The organism is Citrobacter sp. Cf088 (assembly GCF_030334295.1).
In the GTDB taxonomy this organism is placed as follows: domain Bacteria; phylum Pseudomonadota; class Gammaproteobacteria; order Enterobacterales; family Enterobacteriaceae; genus Citrobacter; species Citrobacter freundii.
Window position 1 is genome coordinate 362,995 of the sequence record NZ_JAOWEE010000040.1, and the last position, 20,185, is coordinate 383,179.

Genomic DNA, 20,185 nt, shown 5'->3' on the forward strand with positions numbered 1-20,185 from the left:
CAATGCAGGAGTATTATTCGTTTAAGGTAAGAAACTCATTAAATTGTTCGATGCTTGGATAAGATGATTGAGTGCCTTTCCCGGTAACGCTAAATGCAGCGAAGAGAACGGCTTTTTTCATGGCGGCTTCGACATCACCGCTTTGAACGTAATAATGGGCAAAACAACCGATGAAAGCGTCGCCTGCGCCACTGGTATCGACAGCGTTCACTTTAAACGCCGGAACATGGACTTCCTGGTCACGCGTCATCCACAACGCACCTTTCTCACCCATGGTGACGATAATATTGTTCAGACCTTTATCAACCAGAGAACGTGCCGCTGCGCGAATATGGTCATAAGTATCCACTGGCATACCGGTTAATATTTCCAGCTCGGTTTCGTTCGGCACAAAAAAATCACATTTACAGGCATAAGACATATCTAATTCCCGTAATGCAGGGGCGGGATTTAGTAACACTTCGATACCGTGTTTTTTGCCAAATTCAATCGCGTGATAAACGGTTTCCAGCTGCACTTCCAGTTGCAGGACAATAAGCTGACATTTTTTCAGATCTTCCGCCGCACGATCGATATCTTCCGGGGAGAGAAATTTGTTCGCTCCTTTAATAATCAGAATACTGTTGCTGGAGTTCGCATTAACAAAGATCGGTGCGACACCGCTGCTGGTGCAGGGTACCTTTTCGACATAGGTGGTATTAATCCCCCAGGATTCGAGATTGCGAATAGTGTTATCCGCAAAAATATCATCACCGACTTTTGTCAGCATCAGTACTTTGGAATTGAGCTTAGCAGCCGCAACGGCCTGATTTGCGCCTTTGCCCCCGCAGCCAATTTTGAACGCCGGCGCTTCCAGCGTTTCCCCTTCTTTGGGCATCTGGTTGATGTAGGTGATGAGATCCACCATGTTGGAGCCAATAACCGCGATATCCATTTTACTACCTCTCAGAAACAATCACACTACAATGATATTAAAATAACATTATCATGTTACTTTCGTATCATTTGTGACTAGGATCGCGATTGGAAGATCATTTTATTGTTTATTTATTACGCTAAATGTTGCACCCCCATCACACTACAAATAATGAAGTTGCTTACAATTGACTGAAAGTTAATGGATATAATCAATAAAACGTGAAAAAACACGCTTTTATTTCCGAATAGTCAGACGTATAGTAATGCGGCAATGCCATGTTCTCAGAAACACAAAAATGTTACTGAAGGAACATGGGAACATGATTCGTGGAGAAGCACATGGAAACTAAGCAAAAAGAACGTATTCGACGTCTGATGGAATTGTTGAAGAAGACCGACCGAATCCATCTGAAAGAGGCGGCACGAATGCTGGAAGTTTCCGTGATGACTATTCGTCGGGATCTCAGTCAGGATGACGAGCCGTTACCGCTTACGCTGCTCGGTGGTTACATTGTGATGGTGAACAAGCCCGCCGCCATCGTTAATGCCCCAGTGCCTGCGCAAAAACAGTATCACCGCGACGATTTACCGGTTGCCATTCTGGCCGCGGGACTGGTAAGTGAAAATGATCTGGTCTTTTTTGATAATGGTGCGGAAATGCCGTTGGTGGTCAGCATGATCCCGGATGATATTTCCTTTACCGGAATTTGCTACTCGCACCGGGTATTCGTGGCGCTAAATGAAAAACCCAACGCCACGGTGATTCTTTGCGGAGGCACCTATCGGGCGAAAAGTGACGCCTTTTACGATACCAGCACCCCCTCTCCGCTGGATGCGCTCAACCCACGAAAAGTATTCATCTCCGCCAGCGGCGTCCATGAGCATTTCGGCGTTAGCTGGTTCAATCCGGACGATCTAGCCACAAAACGCAAAGCAATGGAACGCGGATTACGCAAAATTCTGCTGACGCGCCACGCCCTGTTCGATGAGGTCGCCCCCGCCAGCATTGGTCCACTCTCCACCTTTGACGTACTGATAAGCGACCGTCCGTTACCGGCAGATTACGCAACCCACTGCCGGAACGGCTCTGTCAAAGTGATCACCCCAGATTCAGACGGCGACTAACTCACTCAAAGAACACGGTGATTTTGTTAAACATCGACGGATCGGACTGATTGCGGGCCACTTTCTCCACATCTTCAAGCTTGTCGATCTGGCTTATCATCTGCTCAAGACGTTGATCGTCGTTGACCAGTAGCCAGATGCGGCTCTTATCGCTGTCCTGAATCGGTAGACAGAGAATGCCTTCCACGTTGAATGCGCGGCGGGCAAACAGCCCGCAAACGTGAGTCATTACGCCCGGATGGTTGCGTACGGTGAGTTCCAGGATTACGTTGTCATGAGTCTGCTGTTGCATGGCTTATTCCCCCACCATTTCTGTGTTTGCCGCACCCGGCGGCACCATCGGGTACACTTTTTCTTCGGCATCGATGCGCACGTGGATTAGCGCAGGTCCAGGGCGATTAATAATCTCCTGCAACGCTGCCTGTGGGTCCGCTTCGTTATTCAGATCGCAGGTTTCGAGACCAAACCCGGCAGCTATCTGCATAAAGTTAATCATCCCCGGATAGGTCGCGGCAAAAACGCCCTGCTTATAAAACAGACTCTGCTGCTGATATACAAGACCTAACGCTTCGTTATTCATCAGAATGATTTTAATATCCAGCTGATTTTCGCTGGCGGTCGCCATTTCCTGAATATTCATCATCAGGCTGCCATCGCCGGAGAAGCACAGCACTTTTTTGTCTGGGTTGGCCAGGGCCGCACCAATCGCCGCAGGCAGGCCAAAGCCCATGGTTCCCAGACCGCCGGAGGTCAGCCACTGGCGCGGACGGTTCAGCGGGTAAGCCTGTGCCGCCCACATCTGATGCTGGCCTACGTCGGTGGTGATAATGGCGCTGTCGTCTACGCAGGCAGCCACGGCGTTGATCAATCCATAGTGGCTGAGCGGATTTTTTTCCTGGGGGATCGTGCACGGAAATTCTTGCTGCAGGTCAGACACCAGTTGATGCCACTCTTCACGCGGCTGCGCTTCAATCTGCGGGATCAATTGTGCCAGAACCTCATCGACATCTGCCTGGATCGCCACGTGCGGCTGTTTGATTTTACCCAGCTCCGCGCGGTCAATATCCACGTGGATGATTTTGGCATTCGGGCAGAACTGTTCGGTTTTACCAATCGCCCGGTCATCAAAACGTGCGCCCAGAACAATCAGTAAATCCGCTTCTTGCAGAATAAAGTTGGTGCTGCGCGCGCCGTGCATGCCCAGCATGCCTAACGACAGCGGATGCGCTTTTGGCAGCATGCCGAGCGCCATCAAGGTCATAGTGGTCGGCAGTTTTGCTTTTTCGGCCAGCTCACGAACACGTTCCGGCGCGTTAATTACGCCGCCGCCGAGATACAGCACCGGGCGTTTGGCGGCGTTAATCATAGCTGCAGCATCGCGAATGCTGTCCTGGCCGAACGCTGGTGCCGCCATTTTCTGCGCGGGTTCCGGCATCTCTTCAATGTCAAAAACGGCGGTTTGAATATCCTTAGGAATGTCTATCCACACCGGGCCTGGACGTCCGGACTGCGCGATGCGGAACGCATCGCTCATGACCTGCGGTAATTCACTGATATGGCGGACCAGATAGTTATGCTTAGTGATGGGGATAGAGATGCCGTAGGTGTCGACTTCCTGGAAAGCGTCGGTGCCGATCATTGAGGCCGGAACCTGCCCGGTGATACACACCAGCGGGATGGAATCCAGACGCGCATCGGCAATGGCGGTTACCAGGTTGGTTGCGCCAGGTCCGCTACAGGCCATACAGACGGCGGGTTTGCCATCGGTCCTCGCCATTCCCTGCGCGATAAACCCCGCGCCCTGCTCGTGGCGCGCCAGGATATGACGGATTTGTGTGCTTTGGCTTAAGGCGTCATAGACGGGAAGAATCGAGCCGCCTGGAATACCGGTGACGACCTGAATCCCCTGACGTTCCAGGAAATGAACGATGAATTCTGCGCCCGTAAAACGCGTACGCTTGGATGTTATGCCCGAACTTGCCATGCTCCAGTCCTTTTATTCTGGGCCTTTGCTCCGGGCAGGTCTCTGAAACGAAAAACCCCGCCCGGTTTGCGCCGGCGGGGTTTTGGAATCGTGTGTTGATTCGGACCCTACGGCGCATTGCCGACGACCACCACCACACGCACGACGACCGCTGCGCGAGATGGCGCAGTTTTTAGTAGGGTCGCAGTCAGCGTGGAAGGGTTCATTAGGGACCTGTCTGTTTGTTGATTAACTGGATTTATACAAACACAGGTTTTTCAGCGTGACAATGGAAAAATTTTCATCTGCACAAAAATGCTTCAACGATCACATTTCATTGTATGTCGTGCAAAAACAAAAAACCCCGCCGGAGCGAGGTTTTTTCAGCGTTGTGCGGTTGGTAGCCGCCGAACACACTGTGTTATGTCAACGAAAAAAGTATACGCGTTCTACGAAGAACACGCAATTTCGGCACGAATTTTGATGCTTTTGAGTATGGAACATGAATAGTGTAACGTCCATAAAATACTGTTAATTTATACAGTATTTATCTATAATGTCTCGGTACGCAATGTGTTATGCGGGGGCCGCATCGTAAACCGGCGCATCAAAGTCCTGGCTGAAACGGGTGGTGCCGTCAGCGCCTTAACCCCCGTGTGAGCACACTGTGTTATGTCAACAAAGGTGCTGGCAACAGGCAGCGGCGAGGTACGTCAGCACCGTGCTCCTTGTACCAAAAGGAGAGCGTATGAGCCTCGTGGATATCGCTATTCTTATCCTCAAACTCATTGTTGCAGCACTGCAACTCCTTGATGCCGTTCTGAAATACATTAAGTAATTCAGATTCAAGTCGCACCTAAGGGGGGCGGATAACACTCCGCTCCCCTTTCACCTTCTCCCTGGTGCTTGTATCGCGTCAATATGTTACGTTTTTATGACATCCTCAGGGAAGAATTCCGCCATGACGCTTTCTGTTTTCTGCATTTTGCTGTTCGCCGCACTGCTGCATGCCAGCTGGAATGCCATCGTAAAAGCGGGAAACGACAAGCTGTACTCGGCGATCAGCGTCAGCGGAACCGCTGCAATTATGGCGCTGATTTGTTTACCCTTTGCACCGCAACCCTCTGCCTCCAGCCTGCCGTTTTTAGCTGTCTCAACCGCATTACAGGTGGTCTATACCGTCCTGGTCGCTAAAACCTATCAGGTTTCGGATATGAGCCAGACCTATCCTCTGATGCGCGGCACAGCGCCACTGCTGGTCGCGATTATCAGCGTCCTGTTTCTTGGCGATAGCCTTTCGCTACTCGCCTGGGTGGGGATTGCCACCATCTGTCTGGCTATTCTCGGGATGGCATTTAACGGACGCAGCGGTTCGCAACGCGGGATTATCCTGGCGCTCATTAACGCCTGCTTTATCGCCGGTTATACGCTGGTTGATGGCACCGGCGTACGTTTATCAGAAACCGCGCTGGGTTATACACTGTGGACCTTCTTTCTGAACGGCTCCTGCCTGCTGGGCTGGGCGATGATCGCCAGACGCCGGGAAGCGTCGCGCTATCTGGTACAGCAGTGGAAGAAAGGTATTCTTGGCGGCATTGGCACAATGGGTTCTTACGGCCTGGCGCTGTGGGCCATGACCCAGGCTCCGTTGGCGGTAGTCGCGGCGCTGCGTGAAACCTCAATCCTGTTTGGCGCGCTGCTCGCGTGGCTGCTACTGAAAGAGAAGGTTGCCGGAATACGTCTTGTCGCGGCTGCAGGTATTGCCGTAGGCGCAGTTTTACTACGCTTATCATGATCGCGTTGTAAACCCGATGCAATCCGGCAACATTTGTTGCCGCTTTTTGTTTACATTTCCTGCCGTCCATCACATAAACATTCCAGCCCACTATCTGGCCTTCTTTTTCTGTTGTGGTAGATTCCACGCGCATTTACGGGAAAGTGCAGCACCTTATTCTTCTTTTTTCTCTTTTTTAAAAGTAATCAGCGAAATGAAAAGGCATAGAAGCGTCAATTTGTTGTTGATGTTGGTATTACTGGTGGCGGTAGGTCAGATGGCGCAAACCATTTATATCCCCGCGATTGCTGATATGGCGCGTGAACTGAACGTTCGCGAAGGGGCGGTGCAAAGCGTAATGGCCGCCTATCTGTTGACCTATGGTCTATCACAACTGGTTTACGGTCCCCTTTCAGACCGCGTTGGCCGCCGCCCGGTTATCCTCGCCGGGATGTCTATTTTTATGCTGGCCACGCTGGTCGCGATTACCACGCATAGCCTGACGGTACTGATTATCGCCAGTGCCATCCAGGGGATGGGAACGGGCGTCGGCGGTGTGATGGCGCGAACGTTACCGCGCGATCTGTACGAAGGCACGCAGCTGCGCCACGCCAATAGTCTGTTAAACATGGGGATTCTGGTCAGTCCGCTGTTAGCTCCGCTGATTGGCGGTGTGCTGGATACAGTGTGGAACTGGCGTGCCTGCTATATTTTTCTGTTGATTCTGTGTGCGGGCGTGACGTTTAGCATGGCACGCTGGATGCCGGAAACGCGCCCTGCAGGTGCGCCGCGTCCACAGCTGATAGCCAGCTACAAAACCCTGTTTGGTAATAGCGCTTTCACCTGTTACGTGCTGATGTTGATCGGTGGTCTGGCGGGTGTTGCGGTCTTTGAGGCCTGCTCCGGAGTATTATTGGGCGCACGTCTCGGTCTAAGCAGCATGGTGGTCAGTATCCTGTTTATCCTGCCCATCCCGGCGGCGTTTTTCGGCGCATGGTTCGCCGGTCGCCCGAATAAACGTTTCTCGACGCTAATGTGGCAGTCGGTGACCTGCTGTCTGGTAGCGGGTTTAATGATGTGGATCCCAGGGCTGTTTGACGTGATGAACGTCTGGACGCTGCTGGTTCCTGCCGCACTATTTTTCTTCGGCGCCGGAATGTTGTTTCCGCTGGCAACCAGCGGTGCAATGGAGCCTTTCCCGTTCCTGGCAGGCACTGCCGGCGCGCTGGTTGGGGGATTACAGAACATTGGTTCCGGCGTGCTGGCGTGGTTCTCTGCCATGCTGCCGCAGACCGGGCAAGCCAGTCTGGGCCTGCTGATGACCCTTATGGGGCTGTTGATTTTTGTTTGCTGGCTTCCGCTGGCATCACGCGTGTCGCATCAGGGACAGGCGGTTTAAGCGTATGATGGCCCGGCTTATCGCCGGGCTTTTCGCATTCTGGCGCGATAATCGTCGTCAGCAACGGCTCCAGCGCCGGACGCCAGGCCCCCTCCTCACCATCATAGAACTGCGTATCCGCATTGATAGCATAGGGAATTTTCGCTTTTTTCAGCTCGCACGCCATAAAGCGGGCAAACGCCATTTGCGAGGCAGAAGGCGCGTTTTTGACGGTTTCTCCCGGCGACCAGCCCCCTACCCAACTGACATGCCCGGTTTTCTGTTGCCAATGAATGGCGGTATTGATACGGGCGCGAATGGCGGCCTTTTCTGCCGCAGTCCCTGAGGTCCACGGATATTTGCCGTTATTTTTCAGCGGTCCCCACGGAAAAATATGCCATTGGGCCAGCACCGTATTCTGACTTTGCGGCGGCAGCTTTAGGTTGGCCAAATCTTCCGGAGCGGCATGCAGTTTCGGCGCGATAAAAATCATTCGCTGTGGATCGATGGCATGGATGATTCGAATGGCTTTGTCATACACGCGATTGAGCGACGACTGATTATGGTTGAGCTTATCAGAGGGGTCGTAGATCAGGTCGAACCCCAGCAACGGCGAGCGTTGACCAAAGTAATGCGCCACCGCCACCCACCAGTTAACCACCTCTTTTTCGTTCCCGGCGCTGGGGTCTTTTTTATATTCGTCTGCCTGATAGGCAATGATCGGGATCACGCCATACTGCTCGCAGGCTTCCACCAGCTTGCGCAGATGAATCAGCCGCGCCTCCGTAGGCTCTCCCGCTACGCGAATGCGTACGTGGGCCAACCCTTTCGCCTTGTAGTCCCGCACTACCAGCGGATCGAATTCACGGATACCCCGATCGGTGCGCGCCCAATCTACGTCCATCCCAACGCCAAGCTGCTGTGCATACTGCGCCGCCGTCAGCGCAGGTTGCGCGGCACACACGGTGGCGCTGGCCAATAGTAAAAGGGAAACAATCGGCTTTAACACGGTCGTCCTTACGCAAATCATCAGGAGTGATATCACGTATTTAGCACGCTTTTTCACTTTCCGTGTAGAGAGAAAGCGTAAAAAATATTCGCGGTCCGCTTATTTTACCTGTTCCTGAAGCCAGCTAATAAACGCCTCGATTTTCGGCCACTGCCTGCCGGGCAGCGTGGTGATGTAGTAATGCTGATGGCATTTCAGCGCCATATCGCCAAAAGGCGCGACCAGTTCTCCGCTGTCGAGACGTTTTTGCACCAGCCGCTTTCGGCCCATCGCCACGCCGATATGGTTCATGGCGGCAATTACCGCTAAATCAGAACGATCGAAACCAATCCCCGATGATGTCGGCAAATTCGCCGTAAAATGCTGCGCCCAGCTGTGCCATTCATCGGTTCCTGAGTCGTTACTCCATGCCTGTCTGTCGTGCAGCAAGGTGCAGTGCGGCAAATTCACTAACGAACCGGTAAGGTCATAGCGGCGAGCGTAGTCCGGGCTGCATACCGGTAGGATCTCTTCATCCATCAGGAAGTGGTGCGTAAGCTGCGCGGAGGGCGCATCGTCAAAATAGATAGCCAAATCGACCCCGGCACGCTGTAAATTGACGTTGTCATTCCCAGTCAGGATGGTCAGTGAAATTGACGGGTAGCGACGGGTAAAGTCACCGAGCGCCGGAACCAGCCAGCACTGGGCGATAGAAGGTCGAGAGTAGACGGTGAGCGTCCCGGACAGCTCCTGGTTTTTAATATCGAGGATTTCCTGATTCAGCGTATCCAGCGACGATTTCAGCGCCCAGAATACCCGCTTACCCTCGTGGGTGAGTTCCACTTTACGGTGCGAACGGACAAACAGCTGAATGCCCAGTTCATCTTCCAACTGATTAATGCGATGGCTGACGGCGCTGGGGCTTAACGACAGCTCATCTGCCGCCAGCGCAAACGACTGATGCCGGGCCGCCACTTCAAAAGTATACAGCTTTGACAGCTGCCAGCCATTGAGCAGCCGGTTTCTGACCTCGCGTAGGGGATCCAAACTCACCTCCTGTCCTCCTGATTCATTCGCCGGAGTGTAAAAAACTTCGCTGCAAAAATCAGCATAAAGATGAATCAAGGTGAACCATATCGCATAAACATAGCGTAATTAGACGTAAATCACTCACTTGATGCAATCTGGCTCATGTGAAAGGAGATTTATATCGTTTGTCAGACGGTGCCTTATTTTTGTCCAATAAACCCATATTAATCACAGGGCAAGGTGAGCTATGCACTCTCAAATCTGGGTTGTGAGCACGCTGCTGATAAGCATCGTGTTAATCGTTTTGACCATCGTGAAGTTCAAATTCCACCCGTTTCTGGCGCTGCTGTTAGCCAGTTTCTTCGTGGGTACGATGATGGGGATGGGGCCGCTGGATATGGTCAATGCCATTGAGAGCGGCATCGGCGGTACGCTGGGCTTCCTCGCGGCGGTTATCGGCCTTGGGACCATTCTGGGCAAAATGATGGAAGTGTCCGGCGCGGCCGAACGCATCGGTCTGACGCTGCAGCGCTGCCGCTGGCTTTCCGCCGACGTCATTATGGTGCTGGTCGGGCTGATTTGCGGGATCACGCTGTTCGTTGAGGTCGGCGTGGTGCTGTTGATTCCACTGGCCTTTTCGATTGCTAAAAAAACCAATACCTCATTACTGAAGCTGGCGATTCCGCTGTGTACGGCGCTGATGGCGGTACACTGCGTCGTACCTCCGCATCCGGCCGCCCTGTTCGTGGCGAATAAGCTGGGCGCAGACATTGGCACCGTGATTGTCTACGGCTTACTGGTGGGTTTAATGGCTTCGCTTGTCGGTGGGCCGCTGTACCTGAAATTCCTCGGTAACCGTCTGCCATTTAAACCAGTACCGGCTGAGTTTTCCGACCTGAAAGTGCGTGATGAAAGCACGCTGCCATCGCTGGGCGCGACGCTGTTTACCGTACTGCTGCCGATTGGCCTGATGCTGGTGAAAACCGTCGCGGAACTGAACATGGCGAAAGGCAGTACGCTGTATACGCTGCTGGAGTTTATTGGTAACCCGATCACCGCGATGTTTATCGCCGTTTTCGTAGCCTATTACATTCTCGGTCTGCGTCAGCACATCGGTATGGGTGCGCTGCTGACCCACACCGAAAACGGTTTTGGCTCGATTGCTAACATTTTGCTGATTATCGGCGCAGGCGGCGCATTCAACGCTATTCTCAAGAGCAGCGGGCTGGCGGATACTCTGGCGCTGATCCTCTCAAACATGCATATGCACCCGATTCTACTGGCGTGGCTGGTCGCTCTGATTCTGCATGCGGCGGTAGGCTCTGCCACGGTGGCGATGATGGGCGCAACGGCAATCGTTGCCCCGATGCTACCGCTGTATCCCAACGTTAGCCCGGAGATCATCGCCATTGCCATCGGTTCCGGCGCTATTGGCTGCACGATCGTCACCGATTCCCTGTTCTGGCTGGTGAAGCAGTATTGCGGCGCCACCCTGAATGAAACGTTCAAATACTATACGACCGCGACATTTATCGCGTCCGTTATTGCACTGGCTTGCACATTCCTGCTTTCCTTTATTATCTAAGCGCGAAGAGACTGACTATGGAAAACATTCAAACACTTATCGCCCAGCATCCTTTAGTGGAAGATCTGGTGGCTCTGAAAGAGACAACCTGGTTTAACCCTGGCACCACCTCTCTTGCGGAAGGTTTACCGTATGTTGGCCTGACAGCACACGACGTTGAGGACGCCCACGCGCGTCTGACGCGCTTCGCACCGTATCTGGCGCAGGCCTTCCCGGAAACCGCCGCCACCGGGGGCATTATCGAATCTGAGCTGGCCGCAATCCCTGCCATGCAAAAACGGTTGGAAAAAGAGTTCGGGCAACACATTAACGGCGAAGTCCTGCTGAAGAAAGACAGTCATTTGCCGATTTCAGGCTCGATTAAAGCGCGTGGCGGCATTTATGAAGTACTGACCCATGCGGAAAAACTGGCGCTGGAAGCCGGTCTGCTGACCACCAAAGACGATTACCGCGTTCTGCTTTCGCCGGAGTTCAAACAGTTTTTCAGCCAGTACAGCATCGCGGTTGGCTCCACCGGCAACCTGGGGATGTCGATTGGTATCATGAGTGCCCGCATTGGCTTTAACGTCACGGTGCATATGTCCGCTGACGCCCGCGCGTGGAAAAAAGCCAAGCTGCGCAGCCACGGCGTGACGGTAGTGGAGTACGAAGAAGATTACGGCGTGGCGGTTGAACAAGGTCGTAAGGCGGCGCAGTCCGATCCGAACTGCTTCTTTATCGATGATGAAAATTCCCGCACGCTATTTTTAGGCTATGCGGTCGCCGGTCAGCGTCTGAAAGCGCAGTTTGCCCAGCAGGGACGCACGGTGGATTCAGACCATCCACTGTTTGTTTACCTGCCTTGCGGCGTCGGCGGCGGCCCTGGCGGCGTGGCGTTTGGCCTTAAGCTGGCGTTTGGCGATAACGTACACTGCTTCTTCGCTGAACCGACTCATTCACCGTGCATGCTGCTGGGGATTTACACCGGGCTGCACGATACCATTTCCGTACAGGACATCGGCATCGATAACCTGACAGCAGCGGATGGACTGGCGGTGGGTCGCGCATCGGGCTTTGTTGGCCGGGCGATGGAACGTCTGCTCGACGGTCTGTACACCCTGGACGATCAGACAATGTACGATATGCTGGGCTGGCTGGCGCAGGAAGAAGGCATTCGTCTTGAGCCGTCGGCGCTGGCAGGCATGGCTGGCCCTCAGCACGTTTGCGCCTCCAAGGCTTACCAGCAGATGCATGGCTTCAGCGCGGATCAGCTCAATAACGCCACGCACCTGGTGTGGGCGACCGGCGGCGGCATGGTGCCGGAAACCGAGATGGCGCAATACCTGGCGAAAGGGCGCTAATCTCAGCGCAGCATCGCCATCAGCTCCATCGGTGAGCGATGCTGCTTAAGCAGGTCACGCATCACGCGCATATGCGGTGCGGTATGATTGAAGAAAGCCTGATATCCTGCACACAGTACGCCCTTTCCATTTTCCTCGCAGTACGCAGGACAATCACCATGGTAATATTGAAACAATGAGCATGTCTGGCAACGCGTATTTATTGATGACATGGTCTGTCGTTCAATCTGTGCTGCCAGACCACACCACTGGCGGAGCGTTTTGTCGAAAAGCTGGATAGATATCTGATTAATATCTTCACGTACCCAGATATCAAATATCGTAATTAAAAATCGGCCCCACGTCTCAGACGTAACCGATTCGTCTGTCAGATGACCTGAGCCATCGTGCTTAACCAGCGGAATAAACTGTACCAGGCGAACATTTCCTTGTTGCAAACCACGGTACACTTCGACTGGTTGTAAACACTTCTGGTGGTCAATCACCACGTTTAAAACATCATCACTAACATCCATGTTCTCACATCCTGTCATGCAAAATTCCCGATAAATACGATAAGTTGGCGAACATGCGTTACAGCAAACAGTATTGCGAGGGATAACACCGCGAGGGAGATCATAAATTTGTCACGCACCGCACGAGATTCAGAAAAATCGCTATGTGTAACATCCATCAGATTACGGCTGCGGGTATAGCGCCAAAGTACGATTCCCACCATCGCCAGCACCACAATTGAAACCCAAAACAGGAAGCCCGCCTGATGCCAGTTGTGCTTCAGCGCCAGCGCCATTAACGCACCATAACCCAGCAGGGTACGAAACCAGGCCAGCGATGTTCGCTCCGGTTGTAACCCCGGGTCGGCGATACGTCGCGATTTGCGGCTATCCGGCATACAGCACCAGCGTCATGACAATCACTGCCACAATAGTCAACATAACGCTGATAATCAGCAGGCTGTGGGTGTAGGGCAAGTCCTCTTTCAGTCGCATCGCCTTTTCGTTACGTAGCCAGCGCAGGTAGCCGTAGATCGCCAGACCGCCGGCAAACAGACACAGCAACAAGGCAAGCGCCTCACGGATGACCGGCGTGGCAAAATCCGGGGCCAGTTGATCAAGGCCAACCCCCGCAGCCAGAAATCCGAGCGCGGTGCGGATCCACGCCAGAAAGGTACGTTCATTTGCCAGCGAGAAGCGATAGTCCGGTGCTTCCCCAAGGCGAGAAATCTTCATGACAGCTCCTTAAATATTGTTATCTGATCGTTATACCGGAACAGTTAAGGAGTATGAACCTGATTCTCAAACGAAAGGGCGAGTCTGGTGATGAGACAATGGAAAAGAGAGAGGGTGTTTGTAATGCCGGATGGCGAGTTGCGTTTTATCCGGCCTACAGGAGATGCAGGCCGGATAAGTCAGTTTTAACCTAATCCCCAGAAGAGCACCGCCAGCAATTGCGGGGTGATAATCCTCAGGAACATGACCAGCGGATAAACGGTCGCGTAGGAGAGCGCAGCCGCCCCGCTGGTGGCATGCAGGTTGTTAGCAAACGCCAGCGCAGGAGGATCGGTCATTGAGCCGGCCAGCATGCCGCACAGCGTCAGATAGTTCATTTTGGCGAAGATCCGTGCCAGCAAGCCCACGGTAATGAGCGGAATCGCGGTAATGAAAATACCGTAGCCCACCCAGCTCAAGCCATCGCCTTGCGTCAGGGTATGAACAAAATCACCGCCTGACTTCAGACCAACCACCGCTAGAAACAGTACGATACCCAACTCTCGCAGCGCCAGGTTAGCGCTGGGAGGCATAAACCAGTACAGCTTACCGATGCTGCCAATACGTCCAAGAATCAAAGCCATAATCAGCGGCCCACCGGCCAGCCCCAGCTTCAACGCCACCGGGAAACCCGGGATAAACAGCGGGATTGACCCCAGCAGAACACCCAGTCCGATACCGATAAATACCGGCAGCATCTGCACCTGCTGCAGTTTTTGCTGCGCGTTACCGACAACATTAGCAACGGCGTCAATCGACGAAGGGCGCCCAACCAGATTGAGGATGTCCCCGAATTGCAGGCTGGCGTCGCTGCTGGCTACCAGCTCAACCCCCGCACGGTTCAGGCGGGAGATCACCACGTCGTAACGTTCTTTAAAGTGCAGATCGCGGATACGTTTACCCAGCACTTGTTCGTTGGTCACCACCACGCGCTCAACGCGTAAATCAGTCCCGCGCGTCGACAACGATGTGTCCACCTCCTGACCAATCACCACCTGCGCGTTGTGCAAATCAGCTGGCTGCCCGACCAGGTGTAACAGGTCGCCCATCTGGATAACTGTCCCTGGCGACGGTACCATCAATGTCTCGTCACGTTTCAGACGCGAGCAGATGATTTTGTCGCTGTTCAGAATCGGGACATCCTGAATTGCCATATTGTTGATGTTTGGGTTTTCCACACGGATGTTCATCGTCTGAATCAGTGCGTGCCCGTTGGTTAGCGTGGATTCATGCTGCTGGGCTTCAGCATCGACGTTAACGCGGAAAATAAGGCGCATCAGCCACATGGTGAGTAAAATTCCGCAAATGCCGAAAGGATAAGCCATGGCATAGCTCATCCCCATCTGGTCAACCACATCGCCAGGGGTACCCAGATCACGCAGAATTTGCTGCCCGGCTCCCAACGCTGGGGTATTGGTGACCGCCCCGGAGAATATACCCAGTACCACGGGAAGAGGAATGGCAAAAAGTTTATGCAGAATCGCGGTGACCAGGCCACCCATGATGACAATCAGCACGGCAAACAGATTCAGCCGCAGGCCCGAAACGCGCAATGACGCAAAAAAGCCCGGTCCGACCTGGATACCGATGGTGTAGACGAACAGGATCAGGCCAAATTCCTGAATGAAATGCAGCATGTCGCCGCTCAGGGTCATCCCTGCCTGATCGACAAAATGCCCGACAATAATACCGCCGAACAGCACGCCTCCGATGCCAAAACCAACACCACGTATTTTTATGTTGCCGATCCATAATCCGACAACTGCCACTAATGCCAGAACACTGACCGTCAATGCTATATCACTCATTATCTTGTTCCCTGTGAATAACATCATTAAGTAAATGGATTCTCGCAGAGTACAGTCGCAATGTATGGGTGGTAAAGCACAAAAAAGCCCCGTCATTTCTGGCGGGGCAAAGGCATGGAGCTATTTAACTATTTAATGCGGGACGTTCGCTGATAGCGATACGTTGTGGAGCAATGGCTTCAGGTTCATTCCGGGTCAAATCGATATGCAGCAAGCCGTTAGTGAAGCTTGCGCCGGAGACCTCCATATTTTCAGCCAGCGTAAAGCTCAGGCTGAACGGCTGAATGACCAGCCCCTGGTGCAACCATTTGGTCTCTTTTTCCGGCTGCTGCGGCGTACCTTTCACGGTCAGGCGCGTACCTTCCAGTTGAATATCCAAATCTTCCTGGCGGAAACCGGCTAACGCAAGGGTAATGCGGTAGTGGTTATCATCGCTCTTTTCGATGTTATAAGGCGGGAAGCTCTGGCTTTCACCGGTGTTTTGCAAAGCATTGGCCAGTTTGTCAAAACCGATCCATTGACGCAGCAGTGGGGATAAATCGTAGTTACGCATAATAATCTCCTTCTAAGAAGCGAGTAGGTACCTTTCGGCTCCCTGACGGCAAGCCGATGACTTAGCAAGGCCGCCTGAAGCGGCCTATAGAATTAGTTGATTTCGATGCGGCGCGGCTTATTCGCTTCAGGAATCACGCGCTCAAGATCGATATACAGCAGACCATTTACCAGGTTTGCGCCGCGAACATGAATGTTCTCCGCTAACTGGAACTTACGCTCGAAGTTGCGCTCGGCAATACCCTGATACAGGTAAGTACGTTCTTTTTGATCGTCCGCATGGGCGCCTTTCACCACCAGCAGATTATCCTGGGCAGTAATTTCCAGTTCGCTTTCAGCAAAACCGGCAACGGCAATTGCAATGCGGTAATGGTTTTCGTCTACCAGCTCAACGTTGTACGGAGGGTAGCCGCCATTGCTTTGGCCCTGATTATTTTCCAGCAGGTTAAACAGACGGTCAAAACCAATAGCAGAACGGTACAGCGGGGATAAATCAAAGTTACGCATAATTAATAGCTCCTGAAATCAGCGAGAATAATTGACCTTCCATCATGGACAGGTCAGGTAGCCAGGACACCCATCAGGCATGCCCTTCATTTGTCTACACTCTAAAAATGGGTCTTAATACAAACTTTTCAAGCGTATTCATCTGACTTTTTTTGCAGTTTGTTGTCTATTGCATACACTGGGGGGAGCAGTTGTTCTCGTTAAATCGCGATGGCCGCCACAGTGTGACGAAATGGTGATGTTATTTTCGCAACGGATCGCTTTAACTCACCATGCAAACACGATAAATACAGATGAATAAATGATGATTAAAAAAATGTTGGTAACACTGACGATGTGTAGTGGGATAGCGTTTGTAAGCGGCTGTTCCAGCATCATGTCGCATACCGGTGGCAAAGAAGGGACGTATCCTGGCACGCGAGCCAGTGCCACAATGATTAGCGAAAGTGATACGAACTGGGGAACCAAGTCGCTGGCGATTCTGGATATGCCTTTCACCGCGGTGCTCGATACGGTATTGCTACCGTGGGATCTCTTTCGCAAAGACAACTCGGTGAGATCCCGCGTAGAAAAGAGCGAGGAGAGAACCCAGGCCACGAACGCCGTTATTCCCCCGGCAGAAATGTCCGCTCCATAAGTTAACGCCCGGTTTCAGTCACCCACAGCTGGCGGAAACCCTCGACGTCTTCCATCCACGCAACCTGTCGACCATCAGGGGAGAAGACGATCGCATCGGCCGACGGCGGATTACCATGACGTTCCGTTAAAAAATCAATCTCGCCCGTTTGAACATCACAACAAGCAATTCTGTTCTCCAGTACAAATCCCAGCCATTTCCCCGATGGGTGCCAGTTAAAGGCTGACTGAATATTCGTAGAGCATTGGGTAAGCTGACGCGGTGCACCCCCCTGTGGGGAAATCAGCCATAGCTGCACAATACAGCTGTCATCACGCATTAAAAACGCAATCTCAGACGCCTTTGGATTACTGCGTACCCAATGGCGAGGTTGATTCACCAGCCCCGGGAAGGCGCGCTCATGGGTAAACGTCAGGCGACGTTGGCAAATACCGGATGGCGGCGCAGGCATGGTCATGTCAGTCCCCTCCAGAGACGCGTCCCCCGGCTGTTTCCAGCCACTTTCATCCAGTGGCAAATCGACAATAAACAATTCCGGTACTTTTTCGCCATTCACTGATAACGTATCGCCGATAAACGCCAGCCTGTTTTCTCCTACCCAGCCCTCTTCATAGGCACGGTTAATCTCATCGCTACCCGGTTTTGGCGTTGGTGTCGTCTGGCTCACCAGCACGCACCAATGGCTGCCACTGTATTCACGCGGATGCTGCGCGGAGACTTTCACCGGCCCATACGGTGCAGCCACGCCGACGTTGCGTAAATCCAGCGCCGCCGAGCGCTCATGCAAAACATGGTCGTTATAGGTGAAACTGACAAACTCACCGTTTGGGCTAAAGACATGCACATGACTCCCGCCACGCAGCGCGCCTGGCGTGTACGGCGCGGTAATATCCATCGCATCCAGATTCTCCACCCCAGCCTGCGTAACAATCACCCCACGACGATGATGGAAGTCGTAATGCCATGTTTCATCAGGATTTTCAGGCCCATGAATGAATACATATTTTTCCGACTTTGGATGAACGGTCACCACGCCAACGTGCGCTCCCTGAGTAGCCCGGTAAATCACCTCCAGTTCGCCAGTATGGATATTGACGCGCTCAATTGTTTCACCGGTAAAGGAGGCGCCAGAAGGACGCACATCAAAGACCAGCCACTGGCTGTCCGGTGTCCAGGTGTTAATATTGGTAAGCTGATGATTACGCGGCGTAAAGGTGATTTGCTTCATGGGATGCCCTGATACAAGACGATTAAAGCAATCATACTTCACAAGCACTTCACTTTCAGGCTTTAGCGTATCGCCATCTTCATTTTTGCGGACAGAAAGATGGAACATTTTGACGTGGCGATTATCGGATTAGGTCCGGCAGGCGCAGGGCTGGCGCGGCAGTTGAGCGGAAAAATGCGCGTGATTGCGTTGGATAAAAAACGCCAGTGCGGCAACGAAGGTTTCACTAAACCCTGCGGCGGTCTGCTGGCCCCGGACGCCCAGCGTTCGTTTATCCGCGATGGTATAACCTTACCCGTTGATGTCATCGCCAACCCGCAGATTTTTAGCGTTAAAACTATTGATGTTGCCGCTTCTTTGACGCGTAACTACCAGCGCAGCTACATTAATATCAACCGCCATGCTTTTGATTTATGGCTTAAATCTCTCATCCCTGATGATGTGCAGGTGTACCACGACAGCCTGTGTCGGAAAATCTGGCGCGAGGGCGATAAATGGCATGTTATCTTCCGCGCCGACGGTTGGGAGCAGCAGATCACCGCGCGTTATCTGGTGGGGGCAGACGGTGCGAATTCACTGGTGCGCCGTCATCTCTATCCCCAGCACCAAATCCGTAAATATGTCGCTATTCAACAATGGTTTGCGGAGAAACATCCTGTGCCGTTCTATTCCTGTATTTTTGATAACGATGCAACTGACTGTTATTCATGGAGTATCAGCAAAGATGGCTATTTTATCTTTGGTGGCGCCTACCCCATGAAGGACGGACAGGCACGCTTTGACGCGCTGAAGGAGAAGCTGAAAGCGTTCCATTTCCAGTTCGGCAAACCGGTGAAAAGTGAAAAATGTACGGTGCTGTTCCCCTCACGCTGGAAGGATTTCGTCTGCGGTGAAGACAATGCGTTTTTGATTGGCGAAGCTGCCGGTTTTATCAGCGCCAGCTCGCTGGAAGGGATTAGCTATGCGCTGGACAGCGCGGAGATCCTCAAATCGGTACTGCTGCGGGATACGCCAGATATGAATCACGCTTACCGTAAAGCCACCCAAAGGTTACGTCTCAAACTGTATGGCAAAATCCTGAAAAGCCGAGCCCTGACGTCGGCATTTTCCCGTAAATGGATTATGCGCAGCGGCGTGGCGCATATTCCCCAGGGAGACCATTCAGCACCACAAATCATGGCTGAAACAGGGCAAATGTAACAAGGCACTTGCCCATAATTTCTTAATTCAGCGCAAATTTCTCAATGGCATACGCGACGCCATCTTCGAGGTTGGATTTGGTCACGAAGTTGGCGATTTCTTTGACTGATGGAATAGCGTTGTCCATAGCAACGCCCACGCCTGCGTATTCAATCATCGCGATGTCGTTTTCCTGATCGCCTATCGCCATCACCTCTTCGGCTTTAATACCTAACGCATCGGCCAGCGATTTTACGCCCGTCCCTTTATTGACGCGCTTATCGAGGATTTCGAGGAAATACGGCGCACTTTTCAATACGGTGTACTTCTCTTTTACTTCTGCTGGGATGCGCGAGATGGCTTTATCGAGGATCTCCGGTTCATCAATCATCATCACTTTCAGGAACTGGGTTTCTGGATCCATTTTCTCGGCTTCACAGAACACCAGCGGGATGGTCGCGACAAACGATTCGTGCACCGTGTAGTAGCTGATGTCACGGTTCGCGGTATACAACGTGTTGCGATCGAGGGCGTGGAAATGTGAGCCAACTTCCCGGGAAAGCTGCTCCAGGTAGCGATAATCGTCATAGCTTAACGCAGTTTGCGCTACGGTACTGCCATCTCCAGCTTTCTGCACCAGCGCACCGTTGTAGGTAATGCAGTAGTCACCGGGTTGTTCCATATGCAGTTCTTTCAGATAACTGTGAACGCCGGCATACGGGCGTCCTGTGGTCAGCACCACATTCACGCCACGCGCGTGCGCCGCGGCAATCGCCGTTTTGACCGCAGGTGAAATGGTGTGATCGGGCAGCAGAAGTGTGCCATCCATGTCGATAGCAATAAGTTTGATAGCCATGAGTTCCCCGGATTAAATGAGTCCGTCCTCATGCTAACGCGATTCCGCTC

Annotated in this window: 22 protein-coding genes and 1 other annotated feature; of the genes, 8 read left to right on the top strand and 14 right to left on the bottom strand. The window is 52.6% G+C overall.

What is annotated here, in order from left to right:
* Positions 1 to 13: 13 nt before the first annotated feature.
* Positions 14 to 934, bottom strand: a complete 921-nt coding sequence (rbsK, locus tag OGV71_RS07025; RefSeq protein WP_003844463.1) for a ribokinase — start codon at positions 932 to 934, stop codon at positions 14 to 16.
* Between the two features lie 323 nt (positions 935 to 1,257).
* Between rbsK and OGV71_RS07030 the strand changes: the two genes are divergently transcribed.
* Complete coding sequence (locus OGV71_RS07030; protein ID WP_003023916.1) at positions 1,258 to 2,043, top strand: DeoR family transcriptional regulator; 786 nt, start codon at positions 1,258 to 1,260, stop codon at positions 2,041 to 2,043.
* 1 nt (position 2,044) lies between these two features.
* Here OGV71_RS07030 and ilvN read toward each other — a convergent pair whose 3' ends face one another.
* From ilvN to ivbL, 3 genes are all read right to left on the bottom strand, one after another.
* Positions 2,045 to 2,335: an acetolactate synthase small subunit gene (gene ilvN / locus OGV71_RS07035; RefSeq protein ID WP_048218864.1), complete on the bottom strand. Its 291-nt coding sequence runs from the start codon at positions 2,333 to 2,335 to the stop codon at positions 2,045 to 2,047.
* Between the two features lie 3 nt (positions 2,336 to 2,338).
* Positions 2,339 to 4,027: an acetolactate synthase large subunit gene (gene ilvB / locus OGV71_RS07040; protein ID WP_071696251.1), complete on the bottom strand. Its 1,689-nt coding sequence runs from the start codon at positions 4,025 to 4,027 to the stop codon at positions 2,339 to 2,341.
* A gap of 107 nt (positions 4,028 to 4,134) precedes the next feature.
* Positions 4,135 to 4,233 (bottom strand): ilvB operon leader peptide IvbL, encoded by a 99-nt coding sequence (gene ivbL, locus OGV71_RS07045; protein ID WP_071696250.1) that lies wholly within the window; start codon positions 4,231 to 4,233, stop codon positions 4,135 to 4,137.
* A 521-nt stretch (positions 4,234 to 4,754) separates the two neighbouring features.
* Here ivbL and tisB point away from each other — a divergent pair.
* From tisB to emrD, 3 genes are all read left to right on the top strand, one after another.
* Positions 4,755 to 4,844 carry a type I toxin-antitoxin system toxin TisB gene (gene tisB / locus OGV71_RS07050; RefSeq protein ID WP_003840643.1) on the top strand — a complete coding sequence of 30 codons (90 nt, stop codon included), beginning with the start codon at positions 4,755 to 4,757 and terminating at the stop codon, positions 4,842 to 4,844.
* 123 nt (positions 4,845 to 4,967) lie between these two features.
* Positions 4,968 to 5,801, top strand: a complete 834-nt coding sequence (locus OGV71_RS07055; protein ID WP_071696249.1) for an EamA family transporter — start codon at positions 4,968 to 4,970, stop codon at positions 5,799 to 5,801.
* 193 nt (positions 5,802 to 5,994) lie between these two features.
* A complete protein-coding gene (gene emrD, locus OGV71_RS07060) occupies positions 5,995 to 7,179 on the top strand; it encodes a multidrug efflux MFS transporter EmrD (RefSeq protein WP_044714253.1) in 1,185 nt (394 codons plus the stop codon).
* Here emrD and OGV71_RS07065 read toward each other — a convergent pair.
* Positions 7,106 to 8,188, bottom strand: coding sequence for a cellulase family glycosylhydrolase (locus OGV71_RS07065; RefSeq protein ID WP_174501263.1), 1,083 nt, complete (start codon positions 8,186 to 8,188; stop codon positions 7,106 to 7,108). The two genes, emrD and OGV71_RS07065, sit on opposite strands and share 74 nt — an antisense overlap.
* A gap of 78 nt (positions 8,189 to 8,266) precedes the next feature.
* Positions 8,267 to 9,193: a DNA-binding transcriptional regulator DsdC gene (gene dsdC, locus OGV71_RS07070; RefSeq protein ID WP_204584365.1), complete on the bottom strand. Its 927-nt coding sequence runs from the start codon at positions 9,191 to 9,193 to the stop codon at positions 8,267 to 8,269.
* A gap of 229 nt (positions 9,194 to 9,422) precedes the next feature.
* Here dsdC and dsdX point away from each other — a divergent pair, with 229 nt between their 5' ends.
* Together dsdX and dsdA are read left to right on the top strand one after the other, a co-directional pair.
* On the top strand, positions 9,423 to 10,760 hold the full coding sequence (gene dsdX, locus OGV71_RS07075) for a D-serine transporter DsdX (protein ID WP_003844455.1): 1,338 nt from the start codon (positions 9,423 to 9,425) through the stop codon (positions 10,758 to 10,760).
* A gap of 17 nt (positions 10,761 to 10,777) precedes the next feature.
* A complete protein-coding gene (gene dsdA / locus OGV71_RS07080) occupies positions 10,778 to 12,100 on the top strand; it encodes a D-serine ammonia-lyase (protein WP_204583162.1) in 1,323 nt (440 codons plus the stop codon).
* 2 nt (positions 12,101 to 12,102) lie between these two features.
* Here the strand turns inward: dsdA and OGV71_RS07085 are convergent, their stop codons facing one another.
* From OGV71_RS07085 to ibpA, 6 genes are all read right to left on the bottom strand, one after another.
* The gene (locus OGV71_RS07085; RefSeq protein WP_286532955.1) at positions 12,103 to 12,615 is read right to left on the bottom strand and encodes a radical SAM protein; all 513 of its coding nucleotides are present in this window, start codon (positions 12,613 to 12,615) and stop codon (positions 12,103 to 12,105) included.
* A gap of 14 nt (positions 12,616 to 12,629) precedes the next feature.
* Positions 12,630 to 12,992 carry a DUF202 domain-containing protein gene (locus OGV71_RS07090; RefSeq protein ID WP_003023890.1) on the bottom strand — a complete coding sequence of 121 codons (363 nt, stop codon included), beginning with the start codon at positions 12,990 to 12,992 and terminating at the stop codon, positions 12,630 to 12,632.
* Positions 12,982 to 13,329 (bottom strand): YidH family protein, encoded by a 348-nt coding sequence (locus OGV71_RS07095; RefSeq protein ID WP_003023888.1) that lies wholly within the window; start codon positions 13,327 to 13,329, stop codon positions 12,982 to 12,984. Before OGV71_RS07095 ends, OGV71_RS07090 begins: the two co-directional genes overlap by 11 nt.
* A 185-nt stretch (positions 13,330 to 13,514) precedes the next feature.
* The gene (locus OGV71_RS07100) at positions 13,515 to 15,176 is read right to left on the bottom strand and encodes a putative transporter (RefSeq protein WP_003023886.1); all 1,662 of its coding nucleotides are present in this window, start codon (positions 15,174 to 15,176) and stop codon (positions 13,515 to 13,517) included.
* Positions 15,177 to 15,300: 124 nt separating this feature from the next.
* Positions 15,301 to 15,729: a small heat shock chaperone IbpB gene (gene ibpB, locus OGV71_RS07105; RefSeq protein ID WP_003840609.1), complete on the bottom strand. Its 429-nt coding sequence runs from the start codon at positions 15,727 to 15,729 to the stop codon at positions 15,301 to 15,303.
* 92 nt (positions 15,730 to 15,821) lie between these two features.
* Positions 15,822 to 16,235 (bottom strand): small heat shock chaperone IbpA, encoded by a 414-nt coding sequence (ibpA, locus tag OGV71_RS07110; protein WP_003023882.1) that lies wholly within the window; start codon positions 16,233 to 16,235, stop codon positions 15,822 to 15,824.
* Positions 16,229 to 16,301, bottom strand: a sequence feature (ROSE (Repression Of Heat Shock gene Expression) occurs in the 5'-region of heat shock genes and acts as an RNA thermometer to modulate expression.). Its footprint overlaps the gene before it by 7 nt.
* A 238-nt stretch (positions 16,302 to 16,539) precedes the next feature.
* On the opposite strand from ibpA, the gene OGV71_RS07115 reads away from it, so the two are divergent.
* Positions 16,540 to 16,872: a YceK/YidQ family lipoprotein gene (locus OGV71_RS07115; protein ID WP_003840607.1), complete on the top strand. Its 333-nt coding sequence runs from the start codon at positions 16,540 to 16,542 to the stop codon at positions 16,870 to 16,872.
* 1 nt (position 16,873) lies between these two features.
* Here OGV71_RS07115 and OGV71_RS07120 read toward each other — a convergent pair whose 3' ends face one another.
* Positions 16,874 to 18,100, bottom strand: a complete 1,227-nt coding sequence (locus tag OGV71_RS07120) for a YidR family protein (RefSeq protein WP_204583161.1) — start codon at positions 18,098 to 18,100, stop codon at positions 16,874 to 16,876.
* A 99-nt stretch (positions 18,101 to 18,199) separates the two neighbouring features.
* Between OGV71_RS07120 and cbrA the strand changes: the two genes are divergently transcribed.
* Positions 18,200 to 19,300 (top strand): colicin M resistance lipid reductase CbrA, encoded by a 1,101-nt coding sequence (gene cbrA / locus OGV71_RS07125; RefSeq protein ID WP_204583160.1) that lies wholly within the window; start codon positions 18,200 to 18,202, stop codon positions 19,298 to 19,300.
* Between the two features lie 22 nt (positions 19,301 to 19,322).
* Here the strand turns inward: cbrA and yidA are convergent, their stop codons facing one another.
* The gene (gene yidA, locus OGV71_RS07130; protein ID WP_204583159.1) at positions 19,323 to 20,135 is read right to left on the bottom strand and encodes a sugar-phosphatase; all 813 of its coding nucleotides are present in this window, start codon (positions 20,133 to 20,135) and stop codon (positions 19,323 to 19,325) included.
* Positions 20,136 to 20,185: the final 50 nt, after the last annotated feature.

What these genes read in the sequence shown, in the direction of transcription:
- ibpB (WP_003840609.1), bottom strand. Translation starts at nt 15,729, where the DNA reads ATGCGTAACTACGATTTATCCCCACTGCTGCGTCAATGGATCGGTTTT.
- dsdX (WP_003844455.1), top strand. Translation starts at nt 9,423, where the DNA reads ATGCACTCTCAAATCTGGGTTGTGAGCACGCTGCTGATAAGCATCGTG.
- ilvN (WP_048218864.1), bottom strand. Translation starts at nt 2,335, where the DNA reads ATGCAACAGCAGACTCATGACAACGTAATCCTGGAACTCACCGTACGC.
- ibpA (WP_003023882.1), bottom strand. Translation starts at nt 16,235, where the DNA reads ATGCGTAACTTTGATTTATCCCCGCTGTACCGTTCTGCTATTGGTTTT.
- OGV71_RS07055 (WP_071696249.1), top strand. Translation starts at nt 4,968, where the DNA reads ATGACGCTTTCTGTTTTCTGCATTTTGCTGTTCGCCGCACTGCTGCAT.
- OGV71_RS07120 (WP_204583161.1), bottom strand. Translation starts at nt 18,100, where the DNA reads ATGAAGCAAATCACCTTTACGCCGCGTAATCATCAGCTTACCAATATT.
- emrD (WP_044714253.1), top strand. Translation starts at nt 5,995, where the DNA reads ATGAAAAGGCATAGAAGCGTCAATTTGTTGTTGATGTTGGTATTACTG.
- OGV71_RS07100 (WP_003023886.1), bottom strand. Translation starts at nt 15,176, where the DNA reads ATGAGTGATATAGCATTGACGGTCAGTGTTCTGGCATTAGTGGCAGTT.
- cbrA (WP_204583160.1), top strand. Translation starts at nt 18,200, where the DNA reads ATGGAACATTTTGACGTGGCGATTATCGGATTAGGTCCGGCAGGCGCA.
- tisB (WP_003840643.1), top strand. Translation starts at nt 4,755, where the DNA reads ATGAGCCTCGTGGATATCGCTATTCTTATCCTCAAACTCATTGTTGCA.
- OGV71_RS07065 (WP_174501263.1), bottom strand. Translation starts at nt 8,188, where the DNA reads ATGATTTGCGTAAGGACGACCGTGTTAAAGCCGATTGTTTCCCTTTTA.
- OGV71_RS07095 (WP_003023888.1), bottom strand. Translation starts at nt 13,329, where the DNA reads ATGAAGATTTCTCGCCTTGGGGAAGCACCGGACTATCGCTTCTCGCTG.
- OGV71_RS07085 (WP_286532955.1), bottom strand. Translation starts at nt 12,615, where the DNA reads ATGGATGTTAGTGATGATGTTTTAAACGTGGTGATTGACCACCAGAAG.
- OGV71_RS07090 (WP_003023890.1), bottom strand. Translation starts at nt 12,992, where the DNA reads ATGCCGGATAGCCGCAAATCGCGACGTATCGCCGACCCGGGGTTACAA.
- ilvB (WP_071696251.1), bottom strand. Translation starts at nt 4,027, where the DNA reads ATGGCAAGTTCGGGCATAACATCCAAGCGTACGCGTTTTACGGGCGCA.
- ivbL (WP_071696250.1), bottom strand. Translation starts at nt 4,233, where the DNA reads ATGAACCCTTCCACGCTGACTGCGACCCTACTAAAAACTGCGCCATCT.
- dsdA (WP_204583162.1), top strand. Translation starts at nt 10,778, where the DNA reads ATGGAAAACATTCAAACACTTATCGCCCAGCATCCTTTAGTGGAAGAT.
- OGV71_RS07030 (WP_003023916.1), top strand. Translation starts at nt 1,258, where the DNA reads ATGGAAACTAAGCAAAAAGAACGTATTCGACGTCTGATGGAATTGTTG.
- yidA (WP_204583159.1), bottom strand. Translation starts at nt 20,135, where the DNA reads ATGGCTATCAAACTTATTGCTATCGACATGGATGGCACACTTCTGCTG.
- rbsK (WP_003844463.1), bottom strand. Translation starts at nt 934, where the DNA reads ATGGATATCGCGGTTATTGGCTCCAACATGGTGGATCTCATCACCTAC.
- OGV71_RS07115 (WP_003840607.1), top strand. Translation starts at nt 16,540, where the DNA reads ATGATTAAAAAAATGTTGGTAACACTGACGATGTGTAGTGGGATAGCG.